The 18,767-nt window shown below is 38.5% G+C and carries 18 protein-coding genes; 4 read left to right on the forward strand and 14 right to left on the reverse strand.

Annotation, left to right across the window (positions count from 1 at the left end):
• Positions 1 to 26 precede the first annotated feature (26 nt).
• The 7 genes from ACIQXI_RS12585 to pdhA all read right to left on the reverse strand — a co-directional run bounded on the left by ACIQXI_RS12585 (position 27) and on the right by pdhA (position 7,148).
• On the reverse strand, positions 27 to 704 hold the full coding sequence (locus tag ACIQXI_RS12585; RefSeq protein WP_402925185.1) for an LrgB family protein: 678 nt from the start codon (positions 702 to 704) through the stop codon (positions 27 to 29).
• Positions 697 to 1,140, reverse strand: coding sequence for a CidA/LrgA family protein (locus ACIQXI_RS12590; protein ID WP_402925187.1), 444 nt, complete (start codon positions 1,138 to 1,140; stop codon positions 697 to 699). The genes ACIQXI_RS12585 and ACIQXI_RS12590 overlap by 8 nt, the downstream gene beginning before the upstream one ends.
• Before the next feature lie 205 nt (positions 1,141 to 1,345).
• Positions 1,346 to 2,128 carry an SDR family NAD(P)-dependent oxidoreductase gene (locus ACIQXI_RS12595; RefSeq protein WP_402925189.1) on the reverse strand — a complete coding sequence of 261 codons (783 nt, stop codon included), beginning with the start codon at positions 2,126 to 2,128 and terminating at the stop codon, positions 1,346 to 1,348.
• 121 nt (positions 2,129 to 2,249) lie between these two features.
• The gene (gene lpdA, locus ACIQXI_RS12600; RefSeq protein WP_402925192.1) at positions 2,250 to 3,665 is read right to left on the reverse strand and encodes a dihydrolipoyl dehydrogenase; all 1,416 of its coding nucleotides are present in this window, start codon (positions 3,663 to 3,665) and stop codon (positions 2,250 to 2,252) included.
• A 4-nt stretch (positions 3,666 to 3,669) separates the two neighbouring features.
• Complete coding sequence (locus tag ACIQXI_RS12605; RefSeq protein ID WP_402925194.1) at positions 3,670 to 5,004, reverse strand: dihydrolipoamide acetyltransferase family protein; 1,335 nt, start codon at positions 5,002 to 5,004, stop codon at positions 3,670 to 3,672.
• A gap of 47 nt (positions 5,005 to 5,051) precedes the next feature.
• Positions 5,052 to 6,029, reverse strand: a complete 978-nt coding sequence (locus ACIQXI_RS12610; RefSeq protein ID WP_402925197.1) for an alpha-ketoacid dehydrogenase subunit beta — start codon at positions 6,027 to 6,029, stop codon at positions 5,052 to 5,054.
• A gap of 3 nt (positions 6,030 to 6,032) precedes the next feature.
• Positions 6,033 to 7,148 carry a pyruvate dehydrogenase (acetyl-transferring) E1 component subunit alpha gene (pdhA, locus tag ACIQXI_RS12615; protein WP_402925199.1) on the reverse strand — a complete coding sequence of 372 codons (1,116 nt, stop codon included), beginning with the start codon at positions 7,146 to 7,148 and terminating at the stop codon, positions 6,033 to 6,035.
• A gap of 395 nt (positions 7,149 to 7,543) precedes the next feature.
• Between pdhA and def the strand changes: the two genes are divergently transcribed.
• Positions 7,544 to 8,101: a peptide deformylase gene (def, locus tag ACIQXI_RS12620; protein ID WP_402925202.1), complete on the forward strand. Its 558-nt coding sequence runs from the start codon at positions 7,544 to 7,546 to the stop codon at positions 8,099 to 8,101.
• Positions 8,102 to 8,286: 185 nt separating this feature from the next.
• Here the strand turns inward: def and phnX are convergent, their stop codons facing one another.
• The 5 genes from phnX to ACIQXI_RS12645 are packed head-to-tail and all read right to left on the reverse strand — an operon-like array spanning position 8,287 to position 13,534.
• Positions 8,287 to 9,075: a phosphonoacetaldehyde hydrolase gene (phnX, locus tag ACIQXI_RS12625; protein WP_402925204.1), complete on the reverse strand. Its 789-nt coding sequence runs from the start codon at positions 9,073 to 9,075 to the stop codon at positions 8,287 to 8,289.
• Positions 9,065 to 10,168 carry a 2-aminoethylphosphonate--pyruvate transaminase gene (phnW, locus tag ACIQXI_RS12630; RefSeq protein WP_402925207.1) on the reverse strand — a complete coding sequence of 368 codons (1,104 nt, stop codon included), beginning with the start codon at positions 10,166 to 10,168 and terminating at the stop codon, positions 9,065 to 9,067. Before phnW ends, phnX begins: the two co-directional genes overlap by 11 nt.
• Before the next feature lie 12 nt (positions 10,169 to 10,180).
• Positions 10,181 to 11,164, reverse strand: a complete 984-nt coding sequence (locus tag ACIQXI_RS12635; RefSeq protein ID WP_402925209.1) for an extracellular solute-binding protein — start codon at positions 11,162 to 11,164, stop codon at positions 10,181 to 10,183.
• Complete coding sequence (locus ACIQXI_RS12640; RefSeq protein WP_402925211.1) at positions 11,164 to 12,789, reverse strand: ABC transporter permease subunit; 1,626 nt, start codon at positions 12,787 to 12,789, stop codon at positions 11,164 to 11,166. Before ACIQXI_RS12640 ends, ACIQXI_RS12635 begins: the two co-directional genes overlap by 1 nt.
• On the reverse strand, positions 12,782 to 13,534 hold the full coding sequence (locus ACIQXI_RS12645) for an ABC transporter ATP-binding protein (RefSeq protein WP_402925213.1): 753 nt from the start codon (positions 13,532 to 13,534) through the stop codon (positions 12,782 to 12,784). The genes ACIQXI_RS12640 and ACIQXI_RS12645 overlap by 8 nt, the downstream gene beginning before the upstream one ends.
• A gap of 147 nt (positions 13,535 to 13,681) precedes the next feature.
• Between ACIQXI_RS12645 and ACIQXI_RS12650 the strand changes: the two genes are divergently transcribed.
• The gene (locus ACIQXI_RS12650) at positions 13,682 to 14,443 is read left to right on the forward strand and encodes a DeoR/GlpR family DNA-binding transcription regulator (RefSeq protein ID WP_402925215.1); all 762 of its coding nucleotides are present in this window, start codon (positions 13,682 to 13,684) and stop codon (positions 14,441 to 14,443) included.
• 70 nt (positions 14,444 to 14,513) lie between these two features.
• Here the strand turns inward: ACIQXI_RS12650 and ACIQXI_RS12655 are convergent, their stop codons facing one another.
• A complete protein-coding gene (locus tag ACIQXI_RS12655) occupies positions 14,514 to 15,284 on the reverse strand; it encodes a Cof-type HAD-IIB family hydrolase (RefSeq protein ID WP_402925218.1) in 771 nt (256 codons plus the stop codon).
• Between the two features lie 438 nt (positions 15,285 to 15,722).
• Between ACIQXI_RS12655 and ACIQXI_RS12660 the strand changes: the two genes are divergently transcribed.
• Together ACIQXI_RS12660 and rnjA are read left to right on the forward strand one after the other, a co-directional pair.
• Positions 15,723 to 15,932, forward strand: coding sequence for a DNA-dependent RNA polymerase subunit epsilon (locus tag ACIQXI_RS12660; RefSeq protein WP_024362214.1), 210 nt, complete (start codon positions 15,723 to 15,725; stop codon positions 15,930 to 15,932).
• 5 nt (positions 15,933 to 15,937) lie between these two features.
• Complete coding sequence (rnjA, locus tag ACIQXI_RS12665; protein ID WP_402925221.1) at positions 15,938 to 17,605, forward strand: ribonuclease J1; 1,668 nt, start codon at positions 15,938 to 15,940, stop codon at positions 17,603 to 17,605.
• A gap of 299 nt (positions 17,606 to 17,904) precedes the next feature.
• Here the strand turns inward: rnjA and ACIQXI_RS12670 are convergent, their stop codons facing one another.
• Positions 17,905 to 18,741 (reverse strand): TetR/AcrR family transcriptional regulator, encoded by an 837-nt coding sequence (locus tag ACIQXI_RS12670; protein WP_402925223.1) that lies wholly within the window; start codon positions 18,739 to 18,741, stop codon positions 17,905 to 17,907.
• Positions 18,742 to 18,767: the final 26 nt, after the last annotated feature.

The following is an 18,767-nucleotide window of genomic DNA, read 5'->3' on the forward strand; positions in this document are numbered from 1 at the left end:
TATAGCTTCCTTGTAAAGGGTCTTTTTCACATCAATAAATAAACAAAGAGCGGACAAAGAAAAGCTCCTATAATAGCTGTTAAGCCCATTGAAAGTGAACCAACCGATAATTCTTGTTCACCATATTCTCTTAGCTTCACAAGTCCTACACCGTGCGAGGCACTTCCTACCGCTACACCTCGACTAACAGCAGACTCAATTTTTCCATATTTAATAACTAACGGGCCAATAATCGCTCCGACAAAACCTGCAATCATAACAAAAACTGCAGTTAAAGGAGGAATTCCGCCAATCGTTTCACTCACCTGCATTCCTACAGGTGTTGTTAATGATTTAGGCAACGCTGTCAGCATCCAACTATCCTTTACACCGATCCATTTTAGCATAATGAAAATGGTAGCCAATCCAGTAAGCATGGCGATACAAATCCCAGATAATATGGAGACTTTATATTTCATAATAATCGCTCGTTGATTGTAAAGTGGATATGCCAGTGCCACAACTGCTGGACCAAGCATTTTTTGCAGCCACTCTCCCCCTACCATATAGGTTGCATAGGGGATATGAAAGACAAGTAAAATGACCGCACTAACAATTGTTGTTGTCACTAACGGAATCATTAAAGGATGTGGAAATCGTTGATAAAGCTTTGTAAATAAAAGAAACAGCCCAATTGTGCCGAGCACAACAATCAGTTCAATCAACCGATAACCCTCCTTTTCCTTCTTCGACATTTACCGCTATTTCCTTGTTTGCTAATTCTCTTTTTTCAATAAGTTGGGTCAGCATACCAGATACGTAAATAGCGATTAATGTGCTAGCAATTACCGCTAAAATAATAAGCAGACCTGTTGTAGACATTAATTCTGGATAATCAATAATACCAACTGTTGCTGGAATAAAGAACAATGTTAAAATACCAATTAAAAAACCAGCACCATCTTGAATGTATTCTACTTTTACTATTTTAAAATGGAGGGAAAGTGCTAATAACAGCAGACCGATGACACTTCCTGGAAGCGGAATGTGTAAGAAAGACACGATACCAACCCCGATGTAATAAAAAACATTGAGTATGCCAATCTGAACAATGATACGAATAACTCGCATGACTATCATCATAAAATTTTGCTTCAACATTTCGTCACGTTTCACCCCCTGTAACGCTTATTCTACAACTGCAGGAATTTTCTGTCTATTATAATTTTAGAAAAACAATAGAAAAAAGAGTCGACCGAAACGTTCATAGTCCACTCCTTTTTTCAGAAAAACCTCTTAATAGCAGCGTTAAGTCCACTATCCTACGCCAAATAATTTGGAAAAGAAATACTCGTTGTTCAATTTATTATAAGGCGTGTCCAGCGCCACCGTCGATATTAACAGCAGTACCTGAAACATAACTTGCTGCATCTGACACTAAAAACGTAATAACATTGGCTGCTTCTTGCGTTTCGCCTACGCGTCCAAGTGGTATCGTTTCACCAACTTGTTGGGAGTATTCTTCCCAAGATAACGCTGGGGCTTCTTTTTTCCATCGCTTTTCAATTTGATCGCTTCGAATTAAACCAATACAAACCGAATTCACACGAATATTATCTTTTCCTAAGTCCTTGCTCATCGCTTTCGTTAAAGCTAACCCAGCTGCACGGCTAACTGTTGTAGGCAGTGAACTGGCAGGAGGTGTTTTTGCCATTACTGCTGTTACATTGACTATCGCTCCTCCGCCGACCTTACGCATATGGGGGACGGCATACTTAGAACAATTAATTGCACCAAAGACTTTTAAATCAATATCAGCTTGCCATACTTCACTGCTCACTGTTTCAAATGGATTCGCAGACGCTGTCCCTGCATTATTAATGACAATATCTATACGTCCATAATGCTCCACTGTACGTTCTATTAGCTTCTTACAATCTTTCTCCTTCGTAATATCTGCTTGTACAATCAACACTTCTTCGCCTGTTTCATTTTTAATACAGCCAGCAGCCACTTGTAGCTGTTTTTCGCCACGTGCACTAATTACTACCTTTGCGCCTTCTTTTACAAGTTGCATCGCCGTATAGTAACCGATCCCTTTACTTGAACCTGTAATAATTGCTACTTTTCCTTTTAAGCCTAATTCCATGTCGTCCCACCTCTATGTTTTCAATTAGTAATTTACTAGTTTTACTGTATCAAAGTTAGCAAAATTATACAAAAAAACGACTATAAAGCTTGTGCGCTTTATAGTCGTGTATATGTGTTAATTATTTTTTAGCTACAATATGGATTGGGTTGCCTAGTAAAACTTCAGCAGCTTCCATTGTAATCTCACCTAATGTTGGGTGAGCATGGATTGTTAACGCGATATCTTCAGCAGTCATGCCGCCTTCGATTGCTAAGCCCATTTCAGCGATCATATCAGATGCACCAGCACCTACGATTTGAGCACCGATTAATAAGCCATCTTCTTTACGCGCAACTAGCTTTACGAAGCCTTCTGTTTGGTTTAGTGCAAGTGCACGACCATTTGCCGCGAATGGGAATTTCGCTGCTGTGTATTCAATACCTTCTGCTTTTGCTTGATCTTCGTTATAACCAACTGTCGCCATTTCTGGATCAGTGAAGCATACAGCAGGAACAGCTAAATAGTCTACGATTGATTTCTCGCCAGCGATTGCTTCAGCTGCCACTTTACCTTCATAAGAAGCTTTGTGTGCAAGCTGTGGACCAGCTACGATATCACCAATTGCATAGATGTTTGGAATGTTTGTACGGCATTGTTTATCTACGTTAATTAGACCACGTTCACCGAATTCAACGCCAACACCTTCAAGACCCATCTCGTCTGTATTTGGACGACGGCCAACTGTTACTAATACATAATCAGCTTCGACTTTTTTCTCTTCTCCGCCAACTTCATATGTCACCACTACGCCGTTATCTGTTTCTTCAACACCTTTAGCAGATGCGTTTACTTCAATTTCAACGCCTTTCTTTTTAAGGCCTTTTTTCACGATTTGCGTCATTTGTTTTTCGAAACCAGCTAAAATATCTTTGCCGCCTTCAATAATTGTTACTTGTGAACCAAGGTTTGCATAAGCCGAGCCTAGCTCTGTACCAATGTAACCTCCGCCGATAACTACTAATTTACCAGGAACTTCTTGTAACGATAGTGCACCAGTAGAGTTAAGAACACGCTCAGAGAATTTGAACGTTGGAATTTCAACTGGACGAGAACCTGTTGCGATAATAACATTGTTAAATGTGTAAGTTTGAGCAGATTCACCATTGATGATACGCACTGAATGAGCGTCAACAAAATACGCTTCACCTTGTACGATTTCAACTTTATTACCTTTAAGTAAGCCTTCAACACCGCCAGTTAATTTTTTAACAACGCTGTCTTTAAAAGCTTGTGCTTTTGAAAAGTCTAGTTTCACATCAGAAGCGATGATACCCATGTCATCTGAATGTTTAGCATGCTCAAAGCGGTGACCAACTGAAATTAATGCCTTTGATGGAATACAACCTACGTTTAAGCACACACCACCAAGTACGTTTTTTTCAACGATTGTTACTTTTTGGCCAGTTTGAGCTGCACGAATTGCTGCTACATATCCTCCAGGACCTGAACCAATGACAAGAGTATCTGTTTCGATTGGGAAATCTCCTACTACCATTTTGTTACGCCTCCATTAATAATAATTCTGGCTCACTTAACAAACGCTTTAAGTGATTTAAAGCATTTTGCGCAGTGGCTCCATCGATCATGCGATGATCAAAGCTCAATGATAATGCTAACACAGGTGCAGCTACAATTTCACCATTTTTTATTACAGGTTTTTCTGCAATTCGTCCAATACCTAAAATCGCTACTTCAGGATGGTTAATTACTGGAGTAAACCATTGACCACCTGCAGATCCGATATTTGTAATAGACATGGAAGCACCTTTCATTTCATGTGGTGCAAGTTTACCTTCACGCGCTTTTGTCGCTAAGTCATTAATTTCATTGGATACTGCAAAAACAGATTTGCGATCTGCGTGTTTAATAACTGGCACAAGTAAGCCTTTTTCCGTATCTGCGGCAATCCCAACATTGTAGTAATGTTTTTGAATAATTTCTTGTGTTGCATCATCTAACGAACGGTTAAATTCTGGGAATTCACGCAATGTTGAAACAAGTGCTTTTACTACATATGGTAAATACGTTAGTTTGACACCTTTTTCAGCGGCGATATCTTTGAATTTTTTGCGATGTGCCACAAGAGCTGTTACATCAACTTCATCCATTAGCGTAACATGAGGCGCAGTTTGTTTAGAATGCACCATTGCTTTTGCTATAGCTTTGCGAATACCAGACATTTTTTCACGTGTTTCTGGGAAGTCGCCTTCAAGAACAACTGGTGCAGTTTGTTGTTGTGCCACTGCTTCTTCTTGTGCAACAGGCGCTTCTTCAGGTTGTACTGCTCCACCGCCATTTAAGAAGTTCTCAATATCTGCTTTTAAAATACGACCATTTTTGCCCGTACCTGATACTTCATGAATATTTACATCATTGTCTCTTGCAAATTTACGCACTGATGGCATTGCAATAACACGTTTTGAACTATCTGTTGTTTCTTGTTTTACTGCTGCATCCGCCGTTGCTGGCGCTTCTGACTTTTCTTCTTTTGCTGGTGTTTTAGCTACATCCTGACCAGCTTCAGCCGTTGACTGTACTTGTGCCTCCGTTTTGGCAGCTGCATGATCGTCGCCTTTTAGCTTCATATCTTCATAGCCAGGAGCATCTAAACGAATTAGTACATCGCCAACTACAGCAACAGTACCTTCTGCTACTAAAACTTCCTCTACTTTTCCTTCAACTGGTGAGGGAATTTCTACGACAGCTTTATCGTTTTGTACTTCACAAAGAATATCGTCTTCTTTTACAGTATCCCCAGCTTTAACGAACCATTTTACAATTTCGCCTTCGTGAATACCCTCGCCGATATCCGGTAATCTGAATTCAAATGCCATGTGTACCCATCCTTTCTCTTTGCTCTTCTTCAAATATGCAAGCTACATTAGAATGTTAAAACTTTTTTCGCTGTTTCCATTACATCTTTATAATTCGGTAACCAAACACCCTCAGCCTGTGGGAATGGGTACACTGTGTCTGGTGCTGCTACACGAAGTACAGGAGCTTCTAGGCTCAAAATTGCACGTTCTGTAATTTCAGCGACAACATTAGCAGCAATACCTGCTTGTTTTTGTGCTTCTTGAACAACGATTGCTCGGCCTGTTTTTTCAACTGACGCAATGATTGTTTCAATGTCGATTGGTTGAATTGTGCGTAAATCAATCACTTCTACAGAATGTCCTTCTTTTTCAAGTTCCTCTGCCGCTTTTAAGCTTTCGTGTACCATTAAACCATAAGCAACGATTGTTAAGTCTTTACCTTCACGTTTAACATCTGCCTTACCTAATGGAATTTCATATGCTTCTTCAGGTACTTCTTCGCGGAATGAGCGATATAATTTTAAATGCTCTAAGAAAATAACTGGGTTATCATTGCGAATAGAAGAAATCAGTAAGCCTTTCGCATCGTAAGGCGTTGACGGTACAACGACCGTTAATCCTGGTTGTGCTGTCATTAAGCTCTCTAAACTATCTGAGTGCATTTCTGGCGTATGCACACCACCACCGAATGGAGAACGGATTGTAACAGGTGCATTGTATACGCCACCGCTACGGTAGCTTAAACGTGCTAATTGCCCACTAATTGAATCCATTACTTCATAAACGAAGCCGAAAAACTGAATTTCAGGAACTGGACGGAAACCTTGAAGAGAAAGACCGATTGCTAAGCCACCAATACCTGACTCTGCTAATGGTGTATCGAATACACGGTCAACACCAAATTCTTTTTGTAGGCCTTCAGTTGCACGGAAAACCCCACCATTGACGCCTATATCTTCACCGAATAAAAGAACGTTTTCATCGTTTTTTAATTCTGTGCGAAGCGCATCTGTAATTGCTTGAATCATCGTCATTTGTGCCATGGGTTATTTCGACTCCTTCTCTTTGTAGATTTCATACTGTTCTTTTAAGTTAGATGGCATTTCGCCTTTATACATATTTTCCATTAACTCCGTTACTTTTTGCTTAGGTGCAGCATCGGCTTTTTTAATTGCCTCTTTAATTTCTTCTTTTGCACGCTCGATAACAGCCTCTTCTTTTTGCTCATCCCATAAACCTTTACCTTCTAGGTATTTACGGAAACGAACTAGCGGATCTTTTTGAGCCCATTCGTTATCTGTATCTGAAGTACGGTAACGTGTTGGGTCATCCCCTGCCATCGTATGCGGACCATAACGGTAACACATCGTTTCGATAAATGTTGGACCCTCGCCATTTACTGCGCGCTCACGTGCATCACGTGTTGCAACATAAACTGCAAGCGCATCCATTCCATCGACTAAAATACTTGGTATACCTGCTGCAATACCTTTTTGAGCAATTGTTTTTGCCGCTGTTTGTAATTCACGTGGTGTTGAAATTGCGAATTGGTTGTTTTGCACGATGAAAATTGCAGGCGCTTTAAATGCTCCAGCAAAGTTTAAACCTTCGTAGAAATCACCTTGTGATGACCCACCATCACCTGTATAAGTAATAGCTACAGATTTTTTTCCGCGTTTTTTAATTCCAAGTGCCACCCCAGCAGTTTGGATATATTGTGCACCGATAATGATTTGCGGTGCTAAGACGTTTACACCTTCAGGAACTTGGTTGCCCAAGAAGTGACCACGTGAGAATAAAAATGCTTTATCTAACGGTAAACCATGCCACACGATTTGTGGTACATCACGGTAACCTGGTAAAATCCAGTCTTCTTTTTCTAATGCAAAGTGAGAAGCAAGTTGTGAAGCTTCCTGACCAGCTGTTGGTGCATAGAAGCCCAAGCGACCTTGACGGTTAAGAGAAATGGAACGTTGATCTAGAATACGTGTATATACCATACGCGTCATTAACTCAACTAACTCTTCATCTGATAGTTTAGGATCTGCCTCTTCATTTATAATTTCGCCTTCTTCGTTCAAAATTTGAAACATTTCAAACTTTTCTTCGATTTCAGTTAGCGTTTGTTGTGGATCAAAAATATTATTGTTTTTCTTGCTCATTTGTCACATCTCCCTTTCAACTGTATTAAAATAAATCACATTCAAACTAGTACAACTTATTCTTAGCACTCAGTATACTGAATAAAATACGGTCGGTCAATCATATATTACGCCCGATACTAAAGAATTTTCCTACAAAAACGTTTAAAACACACTGTCCCATACTGTATTACTCGTAACACAAAACTGTATTACAACAACATTCGTCAAGCGCATAAACATTACGTTTCTCTAGATAATTACCAATAGTAGAATACCCCAGTTCACTATAAACTAATTCCTACATAAAATATTTTTAAGTTTATTTAAATAAAGTCTTTTTTCATGTGCATGTTTTGATACGTGATGTATACTTATAAATAAGGTAATACAAAGATTGAAAGGAAGATTTACACATGATTTTAATGGATGATATTATTCGCGAAGGCCATCCGACTCTCCGCATAAAAACAGATGAAGTACAATTCCCTTTAACGGACGAAATAAAACAACTGGCAACGGATATGCTACAATTTTTAATCAACAGCCAAGATCCTGAAATTGCAGATAAGTATGATTTGCGCAGCGGAATTGGTTTAGCGGCTAATCAGGTAAATAGCCTACATCGCATGTTCGCACTACATTTAAAAGATGAGCATGGTGAACAACTAAGCTTTGTTGCTATTAATCCTAAAATTGTTAGCCACTCTGTTGAAAATACCTATCTACCAACTGGTGAGGGCTGCCTATCTGTTGATCGTAATGTGCCTGGTTATGTACCTCGTCATGCACGTATTACAGTGAAATTTAAAACAATTGACGGCGAAGAGAAAAAAATGCGCCTTTCAGGGCTACCAGCTATCGCCTTCCAACATGAATTAGATCATTTAAACGGCGTTATGTTTTATGATCGCATTAATGAAAAAAATCCATTTGCAGAAATACCAAACGCTGTGCCGTACGAACGCGACTAAGACAAGTTAGAAGCATTCGCGTTGATGTCCGCTATGGCGGACGCTTTCCGCGGGCACACCGTAAGCCGCAGGAGTCGCCGCCTACGCTACCATCAACTAGTGTTCTCTAATAAAATTTTATTTATAGCAAAAAGTGTTAGATTGATGACAGTCAATCTAACACTTTTTCGCTTTAAGTACTTTTTTTAAACTAATCGTGCATTAATTGTTTCAATTAGTGCGGGCAGTTCTTGCATTGTCTGAATAGTATAATGCGCACCAGCTTGTTGAAAAACAGCTTTTGTTCTTTCGATAGCATCCGCTCGCTCTTCATCAGATAAACGCATAAAATCCTGTTCTGTTAAACCCATTTCTGAACTACCAATGATAACACCCACAGCCCAAACCCCTGCATTTAATGCCTCATGTATATCCGAAGTAGTATCGCCTACTTTTACTACTCGTTTCGTTGCTTGAATGCCAAGTTGCTCGATATTTCTAAAAATCATATAAGGGTACGGACGCCCTTTATCTCCTACATCAGTTGGTGTCACTAAATAATCAGGCTGATACCCTTTTTTCCCAGCATGATGCGTCACCACTTCCATCATCGAGTTCGTGTAGCCAGTTGTAGAACCGATACGTATGCCAGCCTGTCTTAGCTGATGCACCGTTTCAATTACATGCGGAATTGGATCCGTAAACATCGCGAGTGACGCCATTAACTTTGTTTCAAATTGAGCATATAAAGCTTGTACATTTTGTTCTGTATATGGTCGACCATGCACAGCTTCCCAAGCCTCACCTATTCTTGGCATCTCAAGCATCGTCCGAATATGGTCTATTTTTAACATCCCCATCGGTTTGCGTGCTTCTTCTAATGTCACCGTTACACCCACATCTTCAAAAATTGTCAAAAATACATTGACCGGTGCAAAGCAACCGAAGTCGACCACTGTACCTGCCCAATCAAAAATTACCGCCTCAATTTTCATGATTTTTCACCGCCATATAGTTTTCAATAACATTGCATAATGCTGTCATATCTTCCTCATGAACATCGCCGATATTCCCTATTCGGAATGTATCAAGTTCTGTTAATTTGCCAGGATAAATAACAAAGCCAGCTTGTTTCATGTCTTGATAGAAATCTTCGAAAGAAAAAGCTTCATTTGGATATAAAAATGTCGTAATAATAGGTGATTGCACATCCTCAGCAATATAAGGTGTAAATCCACAGTGCGATAATCTTTCGCGCAACAGTTGATTGTTTTGCGCATAGCGTTTGTAACGAGCCTCTACTCCACCTTCTTCAGCAAGTTCCTCTAATGCTTTCGCAAATGCCCCTACAACATGTGTCGGTGATGTAAAACGCCATTTGCCATCTACTTGCATGACTTTCCATTGGTCGTATAAATCTAAGGCAACACTTTTAGCAATCCCTTTACATTGTTGTAACGCTTCAATTTTCGCAATCACAAAGCCAAAACCCGGTACGCCTTGAATGCATTTGTTTGCACTACTAATTAAAAAATCAATGTGGTCGTTTGACAAATCCAGCGGCACACCACCAAAACTACTCATGGCATCGACAATAAATCTCTTATTAAATGTTTGAACCACTTCACCAATTTCATTTATCGGATTTAATATACCCGTTGTCGTCTCACAATGGACAACAGCTACATGTGTAATGCTTTCATCATTTTCTAGTATTTTTTGCACTTCTAAAGGTGAGGGTTGCTCATTATATGGCACACAATAAACGACATGCTGTAATTGAAGGGCTTTCGCCATTTTTACTATCCGTTCCCCGTAAGCACCATTCGTTATAATAAGTACTTTGTCTATATCACTTAAAATAGAAGTAGTTAATACAGACTCCACAACGAAGCTACCACTTCCCTGCATTAAAACTGCCGTATATTTCTTTTCATCAACTTGTGCTAATTCCACTAATTGTTTACGTATCGTTTGTGTAACTTGTTTATAATCATCTTCCCATGTACAGCGATCTATTAACATTTCCCTTTTTACCGCTTCTGTCGTCGTTAATGGACCTGGTGTTAATAATTTATAGCTATTCATCGTCATACCCCTTTATTGTTGCGCTTCTTTAAAGAATGCTTGATGTTGTTCTAATAAATCGACCGTTAAAGTCGTATCCCATTTCTTCAAATACTGTGGCACGTACTCACTATCTACTTGTTCCCCTTCGTAAAGTGCTACTGGATATTGTTTTAATAAATCTGCTCGCGCCTCAGTCGCAATAACCTTTGCAATTTCACGCGCTAACGCCTCGTCACCTTCTTTATCTACAACTGCCACAGATTCCGTTAACGTAAAATTACCTTCAGTTGGGTCAATATAGTCAATCGGTAAACCTTCATTTTTAGCATCAATAGCTTGAATACGTAAACCAAAACCAACTGCTACCTCCCCGGTTTTTACCTTTTTAATAGGGCCAGAGCCTGAACTTTCAATATGGGGACCCGCATTTTTAATTAAATCTGCTAATACTTGCTTCCCTTCTGTTTCTCCGTATTCGTCCATAATCGCCTGCACTAACAACCAGCCTGTAGAAGAATCTAATATATTGGGAAACGACACTAAATCTTTGTACTCAGGATTCGTTAAATCCTTTATTGTTTTAGGTACAGCTAGCCCCTTTTGCGCCAATACATCCGTGTTAATAAAAATAGATCCTACATTCCCTAAAATCGGCAATGCGTATGTTGATTCGCCATCTAACGGTTTTTTGTCAGAGGATAGTTCAACAAACATAGATTTAGATGTTTGAGCACTTTCAATAAAGTAAGAGGCCATCGTGACAACATCCGCTTCAATATCCGTTCCCTCTGCCATCATTTTCCCGCCTAATTCAGACGTACCATATGATTGGATAATATACTTCCCTTCATAGCCTTTGTGGTCTAACGTAGCTTGCATGACTTCAATCGCTTCATCATCAGCATTTGAATAAATAATGACTTGATCTTTTGCATCAGCCGCTGCACCTCCACATGCTGCCAATACTATGGCAGAACTCACCGTACCTAACATCATGACCGTTGACTTTTTCATCATTCCAGCTCCTTCACCTTTTCTTTAGTTGTTATATAATCACAACCTAATTTCACAATGAGGTTAGTGCCAAAAATAAAAATGGATAGTACAAAAATATCTGTATACTTTGCAAAATGCTGAAGCTCTTTAATGCGCGTGGACACAAGCATCGTTTTCGTGCTTACAAGGAAAATAACCCCGCTTACTGTGACCATGGCATTTAGAAAATAGTAGCTAAACATTTGAAAGATAGTTGGCTTGATATTCGGTAAAATAACCCGAACGACCGTTTGAAGCCATGAGTCCTTTAACAATTCTCCTGTCACTTCCCAAGTAGGGTCCATCTTTTGCAAAGAATTTTTCGCCATTAAATAAGGCGTTGTAAAGAAATGTACAACCGTGTATGCAATAATGATCAAGAATGTTCCCTTAAGCGAACTGCCATTAAAGAAAAATAAGTAAGATAGACCAAGAACCATGCCAGGCACAGTATTCGTCACCATGGACGTATAATCTAATGTTTTCCTTCCTCGCAACGGCGTTCTGACATTTACAAGGGCTGACACAAAGGCTATACAAACGCCCAAAGCAGCTGTAAAGAAGGCGACGATAAGTGAATTCATATAAACTCTTGTTAAATTCTTTTCTGCTAAAACTGTTTGGACATGTTCCAATGTAAAGCTAAAGTCATATGGATAGCCCTTTGTAAACGGCACGATAAACATTGTCGAGAAGATGATACAAATCGAGCTGACACATAGTAATGCAAGAACTGTAAATGTCCCATCACGCAGACGATGGACGACAAGCTCACTGTGACTAACATGTTTGTATTGAAAGTTAAATCGATCTAACACAGTTAGCATTACGATGCCAAGCACTGCAGGTACCAACATCAAGACAGAAATGACTGCACCTTGTTCAAAGCGTACAATGGAACCGAGCATCGCTTGATAAAGCTCAGTCGCGATAACTTTATAGCTGCCGCCTACCGACGCCGGTATACCAAAGTCAGTAAAACTTAAAATAAACGTTAAAATAAAAGCCCCACCGATAGTACCAAGCATTGGCCGCAATACAGTATGGTAAAATCGCCGTGGTGGCTTATCATGCATAAGCATGGAAACAAGCAAAAACCGTTTATCGATGTACTGCATAGAGTTTTGCATTAAAATAAAGGCAACAGGCAATGTGTAAAGCACATAGCCAATTAGTAAACCATTAAAACCATAAATCGTCACAATTGGCTGTCCGAATAATTTTGTCAAAATCCCTTGATTGCCAAATGTATAAATCAGCACAAAACCATAAGTAATGGTCGGCAAGAGCATCGGCAAGGTGATACCTACATGCACAAGTTTTTTTACGTTGCGATTCATTGTCGTGAAATGCAAGGCATAGGCCAGTGCAAAAGCTAAACAAGTAGTGATGATCGCCGCTACAAAAGACACTTGAAAACTATTGACAAAAGCCTCTCGAATTTCACTGCTTTGTAATGCTTCCACATAATTTTGAATCGTTATGCGATTGCCTTTTTTCAAAGACTGCCAAAACATGTAAAGCAATGGCACAATTAAAAAGAATAGAAAAAATATGGTTATAGGGACAAAGAGAATTTTCACCATTTTATTTGTTTTAAGCATAAGATTCTCCAAACAATTGGTAGATGTTATGACGTTTAATATGAAGTTGCCTTAAAATAAAATCTTCCACAAATTGATTTTTCGGTGTCGTTATTATTTCGTGTGGTGTCCCATATTGCGACACAGTTCCTTCATTAATAATTAGTACCTTATCTGATAACGTCAGCGCCTCTTCAGGATCATGTGTCACGATAATGGTTGTTAAATTAAATTGACGAGCAATAGATTTAATGCGTTCTTTAATCGATTCTTTAATAACACCATCCAGTGCACTTAACGGTTCGTCCAACAACAATATTTTCGGTTGCATCACAAGTGTTCTTGCAATAGAGACACGTTGTTTTTGTCCCCCTGATAATTCGTGAATCTTCTTATGTAAATGTGGAGCTAGTTCTAAAAAATCGACATACTCCTGAATCTCCGCTTTTGACATATGTTGTTTTTTATTTTTTAAGCCATAGACAATATTGTCGTATGCATTTAAATGAGGGAATAATGCAAAATCTTGGAAAACTATATTGAATTCTCGTTCCTGCATCGATCGTTTCGAGATATCTTGTCCATTGTAGAAAAGTTGTCCATCTGTCTGCTCTGTTAGGCCCAACACAATGTTAAGTAATGTCGTTTTCCCACAACCACTCGGTCCCAATAAAGAAACGATTTCTCCCGAAGCAATCGTAATATTGATATCTCTTAGAACATTTTTATTTTTAAAACTTTTGGAGATATTTTTTAGTTCCAACAAATCACTCACTCCTTTTGAGTTGTTACTCACAGTATAATGATGATTTGTAAAGGAAAATAACATATTTGTGTAAATGTTGAGTAAATTCTGACTAACTGTTGACAAAGTCATTACTACTTTGAGTAAATAACAACTAGAGGTGATATCGTGTATACAGTAGAAAGGCAGCAACATATTTTGCAATTCATACGCAATAATAAGGTTGTAAAACTAGTAACTTTAACAAAAGAATTTAATGTATCAATGGAAACGATCCGCAGAGATATTCAACAACTTGTACAAGAGAAAAAAATTGAGAAGTTTTATGGAGGCGTAAAATATATTGAGCCTATTGAAGGCTTAATGGATAATCGATTAACTGAACAGTTAACAGAAAAAATCGCTATTGCGCAGGCATGTGCATCTTTCGTTAAGGATGGTGACTGCATCTTTATCGATAGTGGCACAACAACCTATCAAATGACGCCTTTCCTTCTAGGAAAAGAAAAACTGACAGTCGTTACAAACTCTCTTCCAGTAGCATTTGATTTAATTGGTTCTAATATAGAAGTGATGATTATTGGGGGTAAAATACGACATTCGGAGAAATCGGTCACAGCAAATGATTTTTTGTTCCGCTTTGAGCACTTAAATATTAATAAAGCATTTATTTGCGCGAGTGGCGTAACACTCGAAAAGGGAATTTCCGATTTTAGTTTAGAAGAGGCGATGACGAGGAAACAGCTCATAACTATTTCGCAAAGCGTTTTTGTAGCTACCGATTCTACCAAATTTAATAAAGATGTCGCCATTCAAGTATGCCCGCTAGAGCAGGTCGACATGATTATTACCGATAGCGCACTTTCGAAAGATACGTTAAAGCGGTTTACGAAGGCAGGCGTTCAGCTGAAAGTTGTCACTATTGACTGAAATATTCAGAATTGTTTAAGTGCCAGGCACTCACTCAAGTAGAATGAGTGCCTGGCACTTTAGTAAGCACTTAAATAATTTTTAAATGGCGCATTGCCTTTGCAAGTCCGTCGTTATCTACATGATCAGTAACGTATGTCGCAACTGCTTTTACTTTTTCATGACCATTGCCCATTGCAACACTCGTGCCAACAGCCTCTAACATCTCAATATCGTTCATACCGTCGCCAAAAGCAATGGCATCATCTAACGTTAAACCCATTTTCGATAGCACTTTTTCAATTCCCGCTGCTTTCGAACCTCCTTTAGGCAAAATATCACATGAATAAGGATGCCAACGTACAAACTGGACATTCGGAAAGGCAGCTCGATATAAATGTTCATCTTTCTCTTCCATAAAGATCAGTGTTTGATATACATCGTGCTGCATATAATAAGATGAATCTAATGCTGGATAAGGGTATTTTAAAGTATCTAGACTTTCAGATACCATTTTATGCTCTCCCACAGACGCAATCATTTGCTTGTCGTCTAAAAATACAACTGGCTCATTACGCGCTTCACCAAAGGCGATAATTTTTGCTAACTCTTCTTTTTCTATACCGTTCGCATAGACAACCTCGCCTTGATAGACAACGTACTGTCCATTAAAAGTGACATACGTCTTTATATCAAGCTCTTCAATTAATGAGTCAATCATAAATGGCGCACGCCCAGTGGCAATGGCAATCTCATAACCATTACGACGTGCTTCTAATAGCGCTGCTTTCGCAGATTCCGGCATTACCTTCTCACTGTTATAAAGCGTTCCATCTACATCAAAAAATAATATTTTTTTCATACTATTATTCCTCTCTTTATGTATTATGTTGCAAAGGCAAAATACTTTACACAGGTATCGTTTTTCATTATAATGATCCTAAGGAGTGATGTGCCATGCTGAAGAAACTAAAACGGAAATTGTTGAAGCAACTTCGCGGCGTACTCGGAAAAAAATCAATTGCCTAACATTTGCCCTTCATTATTTGAAGGGCTTTTCTTTATTTTAGAGTAGCTGCGTGATAATATAAAGGAAATGCATTTATTTGACTATGCGCAACCACTGTCTCAGTACTTTTATGAAAAGTGCAAGATGAAAGTATTGAGATACAAGAAATTCAAACGCTCATTTCTTTATTAGTTTAAAGTATACTTGAAATTCGCGGTTTTTTCTTGTAGCACGTGTGTGGTAATAGCCAAATCTGCAATAATAATGTACGCAATTAAAGGAGAGCAAACTATGATTTACAAAGTTTATTATCAAGAAAAAGCAAATGAGATTCCAGTTCGCGAAAACACTAAAAGTCTATACCTTGAAGCTGCTTCAGAACGTGAAGTACGTCAAAAGTTACAAGACCGTCATTACAACATTGAGTTCATTCAACTGCTTGAAGGTAACTATTTAGAGTACGAACAAGCTAGTCCGAACTTCGTCTTGGAGGAAATTTAACAAACATGAAGTTTGTTAAAAATGACCAAGCAGCTGTTTTCGCGCTCGGCGGACTGGGCGAAATCGGCAAAAACACATACGGCGTTCAATTCCAAGATGAAATCATCTTAATTGACGCAGGTATAAAATTTCCAGAAGACGATTTACTAGGAATTGATTACGTTATTCCTGATTACACGTATTTAGTACGAAACGTCGATAAAATTAAAGGGTTATTTATTACGCACGGACACGAAGACCATATTGGCGGCATCCCTTATTTACTACGTCAAGTAAATGTGCCCGTTTATGGTGGTAAGCTTGCACTTGGCTTATTGCGCAACAAACTTGAAGAGCATGGTTTACTACGTACAACAAAACTAATTGAAATTAAAGAAGAAGATGTCATTAAATTCAGAAAAACATCTGTTAGCTTCTTTAGAACAACGCACAGTATTCCAGATGCTTACGGTATCGTCGTAAAAACACCACCTGGCAATATTGTGCACACAGGTGACTTCAAATTTGACTTTACACCTGTAGGGGAACCAGCAAACTTAACAAAAATGGCTGAAATCGGTCGCGACGGTGTACTTTGCTTACTATCTGACAGTACAAACGCCGAAAAACCAAACTTCACCATGTCTGAACGTACAGTTGGGAAAAGCATTGATGAAATCTTCCGCAAGGTTGATAGTCGTATTATTTTTGCAACATTCGCATCAAATATTCACCGCTTACAACAAGCAACTGATGCTGCCATTAAGTACGGACGAAAAATCGCTGTCTTCGGTCGATCTATGGACAATGCCATTACAATCGGTCGTGAACTAGGTTATATAAACGCACCAAAAGATACATTTATTGATGCACAAAGCATTAACCGTTTACCTGCTAATGAAGTAATGATTTTATGTACAGGCTCTCAAGGTGAACCGATGGCAGCACTATCACGTATTGCCAACGGTACACACCGTCAAATTCAAATCCAGCCTGGCGATACAGTCGTCTTCTCTTCTTCACCAGTACCAGGGAATACGGTTAGCGTCAATAAAATTATCAATTTACTGTTCCGCGCTGGTGCAGAAGTTATTCACGGTGCACTAAATAATATCCATACTTCTGGTCACGGCTCACAAGAAGAGCAAAAGTTAATGTTACGACTGATGAAGCCAAAATTCTTTATGCCAATCCACGGTGAATTCCGTATGTTAAAAATGCATACGCATTTAGCTGAAGATTGTGATGTTCCATTGGAGAATACATTCGTTATGGAAAATGGTGATGTACTGGCATTAAGCGCAAATGAAGCGCATGTTGCAGGTCGCATCCCTTCTGGCGATGTTTATATCGATGGCAATGGTATTGGCGATATTGGCAATATCGTGTTACGCGATCGCCGTATCCTTTCAGAAGAAGGCTTAGTAATTGTTGTAGTGAGCGTTGATATGGAAAACCAAAAAATTGTTTCAGGTCCTGATATTATTTCACGCGGTTTCGTCTATATGCGTGAATCAGGCACAATGATTAATGAAGCGCAAAAAATGCTGAACCGTCATCTAAACGAAACAATTCAAAGCAAAACACCACAATGGACTGAACTTAAAAATGAAATTACGGACGTATTAGGACCTTACCTATTCGAGAAAACAAAACGTCGTCCAATGATTTTACCAATTATTATGGAAGTATAATCTTCTATATTAAGAAGCTATACGTTAATCGTATAGCTTCTTTTTGTTTATAAACTTTGTAACATTTCCATAAAGTAATATATTCCGCATCCTTTATTAGTTTACTATGACGTCTATCATCACTTGTCCCCTACTTCATTTTATTTTTTATTAAAATTTCTAAAATTTTGAAACCTCTTTAATCCTTTTTCGTATATAGTAAGAGCAACACGATTTCTCCCCCATTATGAAACATCCTATCCAAATGAAAAAAATAGAATTATTCACAATGAATACTGTGAACAATTCTATTCTAAAGTTCAAAATTGGAAATATTTCTCTAACACAAAGGCAATCCATTGACACCCAGGCTGCAAACGAATGTTTTCAATTAACCCTTTTATAATTGCTTTACTATAAGTTAAATGTTCTACTTGAGTTTTTAAAAGCTCCAACGACTCACGCTCAATAGACGGTTCAAAATTATCGATATTTTGTTCGATTAACTGTAATACAGACTTTTGTGTAATAATTTCCGGCTCACATGGTCTGGATACAATTTGCGCAAGCTCTTCGGTAATAAATGGAATTGTCGTATGACGTGCAATAATATCTGTTTTTTCCGCTAATGACTTTGCTAATTGATCTAAATCAAGCGGTATATTTGAGAACATAAACAGCTCTGCATAGCCTTTCATAAATCCTTTTACACAATACATAACATCATATTTTGTCTCTTGCAGCTCTTCTCGATAAAGTTGTTCAAGCATTTGGACGATAGACTTCGACATATCCGCTTCATATGCACTTACTTTATGAAATAGCTCTTTTTTCGTAAGAAATACCTTTTCATTAAAGAACACACGCGACGAAGCCGAATGTTTTTTAAACGCTTGAAAAATGCCTTTATAAAAATCTACCAATACGACATCTTTTTCATTCGACCTTCTGACTACTTGGTCAATATCCGCGATAAATTGCTGTAGGTAGTAGTCAACCATTGAGAAAAGAAGTTCATCTTTTGTTTTAAAAGACAAATAAAATGCTCCTTTAGAAATCCCACAGCGTTCTGTAATTTGCTGCACAGATGTTGCTTCAAAGCCTTGTTCAGAAAACAGTTCTAATGCTTTCTCCATAATCAGTTGCTTTTTTGACATATTTTCGAATCTCTCCTAATGCATTT

The organism is Lysinibacillus sp. NPDC097195 (assembly GCF_044762075.1).
GTDB lineage: Bacteria > Bacillota > Bacilli > Bacillales_A > Planococcaceae > Lysinibacillus.

Bases quoted from the DNA above. Each gene is read 5' to 3' on its own strand.
- phnW (WP_402925207.1), bottom strand. From the start codon at position 10,168: ATGAATAGCTATAAATTATTAACACCAGGTCCATTAACGACGACAGAA.
- phnX (WP_402925204.1), bottom strand. From the start codon at position 9,075: ATGAAAATTGAGGCGGTAATTTTTGATTGGGCAGGTACAGTGGTCGAC.
- ACIQXI_RS12660 (WP_024362214.1), top strand. From the start codon at position 15,723: ATGATTTACAAAGTTTATTATCAAGAAAAAGCAAATGAGATTCCAGTT.
- def (WP_402925202.1), top strand. From the start codon at position 7,544: ATGATTTTAATGGATGATATTATTCGCGAAGGCCATCCGACTCTCCGC.
- ACIQXI_RS12595 (WP_402925189.1), bottom strand. From the start codon at position 2,128: ATGGAATTAGGCTTAAAAGGAAAAGTAGCAATTATTACAGGTTCAAGT.
- rnjA (WP_402925221.1), top strand. From the start codon at position 15,938: ATGAAGTTTGTTAAAAATGACCAAGCAGCTGTTTTCGCGCTCGGCGGA.
- ACIQXI_RS12670 (WP_402925223.1), bottom strand. From the start codon at position 18,741: ATGTCAAAAAAGCAACTGATTATGGAGAAAGCATTAGAACTGTTTTCT.
- ACIQXI_RS12610 (WP_402925197.1), bottom strand. From the start codon at position 6,029: ATGGCACAAATGACGATGATTCAAGCAATTACAGATGCGCTTCGCACA.
- ACIQXI_RS12590 (WP_402925187.1), bottom strand. From the start codon at position 1,140: ATGTTGAAGCAAAATTTTATGATGATAGTCATGCGAGTTATTCGTATC.
- lpdA (WP_402925192.1), bottom strand. From the start codon at position 3,665: ATGGTAGTAGGAGATTTCCCAATCGAAACAGATACTCTTGTCATTGGT.
- pdhA (WP_402925199.1), bottom strand. From the start codon at position 7,148: ATGAGCAAGAAAAACAATAATATTTTTGATCCACAACAAACGCTAACT.
- ACIQXI_RS12655 (WP_402925218.1), bottom strand. From the start codon at position 15,284: ATGAAAAAAATATTATTTTTTGATGTAGATGGAACGCTTTATAACAGT.
- ACIQXI_RS12640 (WP_402925211.1), bottom strand. From the start codon at position 12,789: ATGCTTAAAACAAATAAAATGGTGAAAATTCTCTTTGTCCCTATAACC.
- ACIQXI_RS12605 (WP_402925194.1), bottom strand. From the start codon at position 5,004: ATGGCATTTGAATTCAGATTACCGGATATCGGCGAGGGTATTCACGAA.
- ACIQXI_RS12635 (WP_402925209.1), bottom strand. From the start codon at position 11,164: ATGAAAAAGTCAACGGTCATGATGTTAGGTACGGTGAGTTCTGCCATA.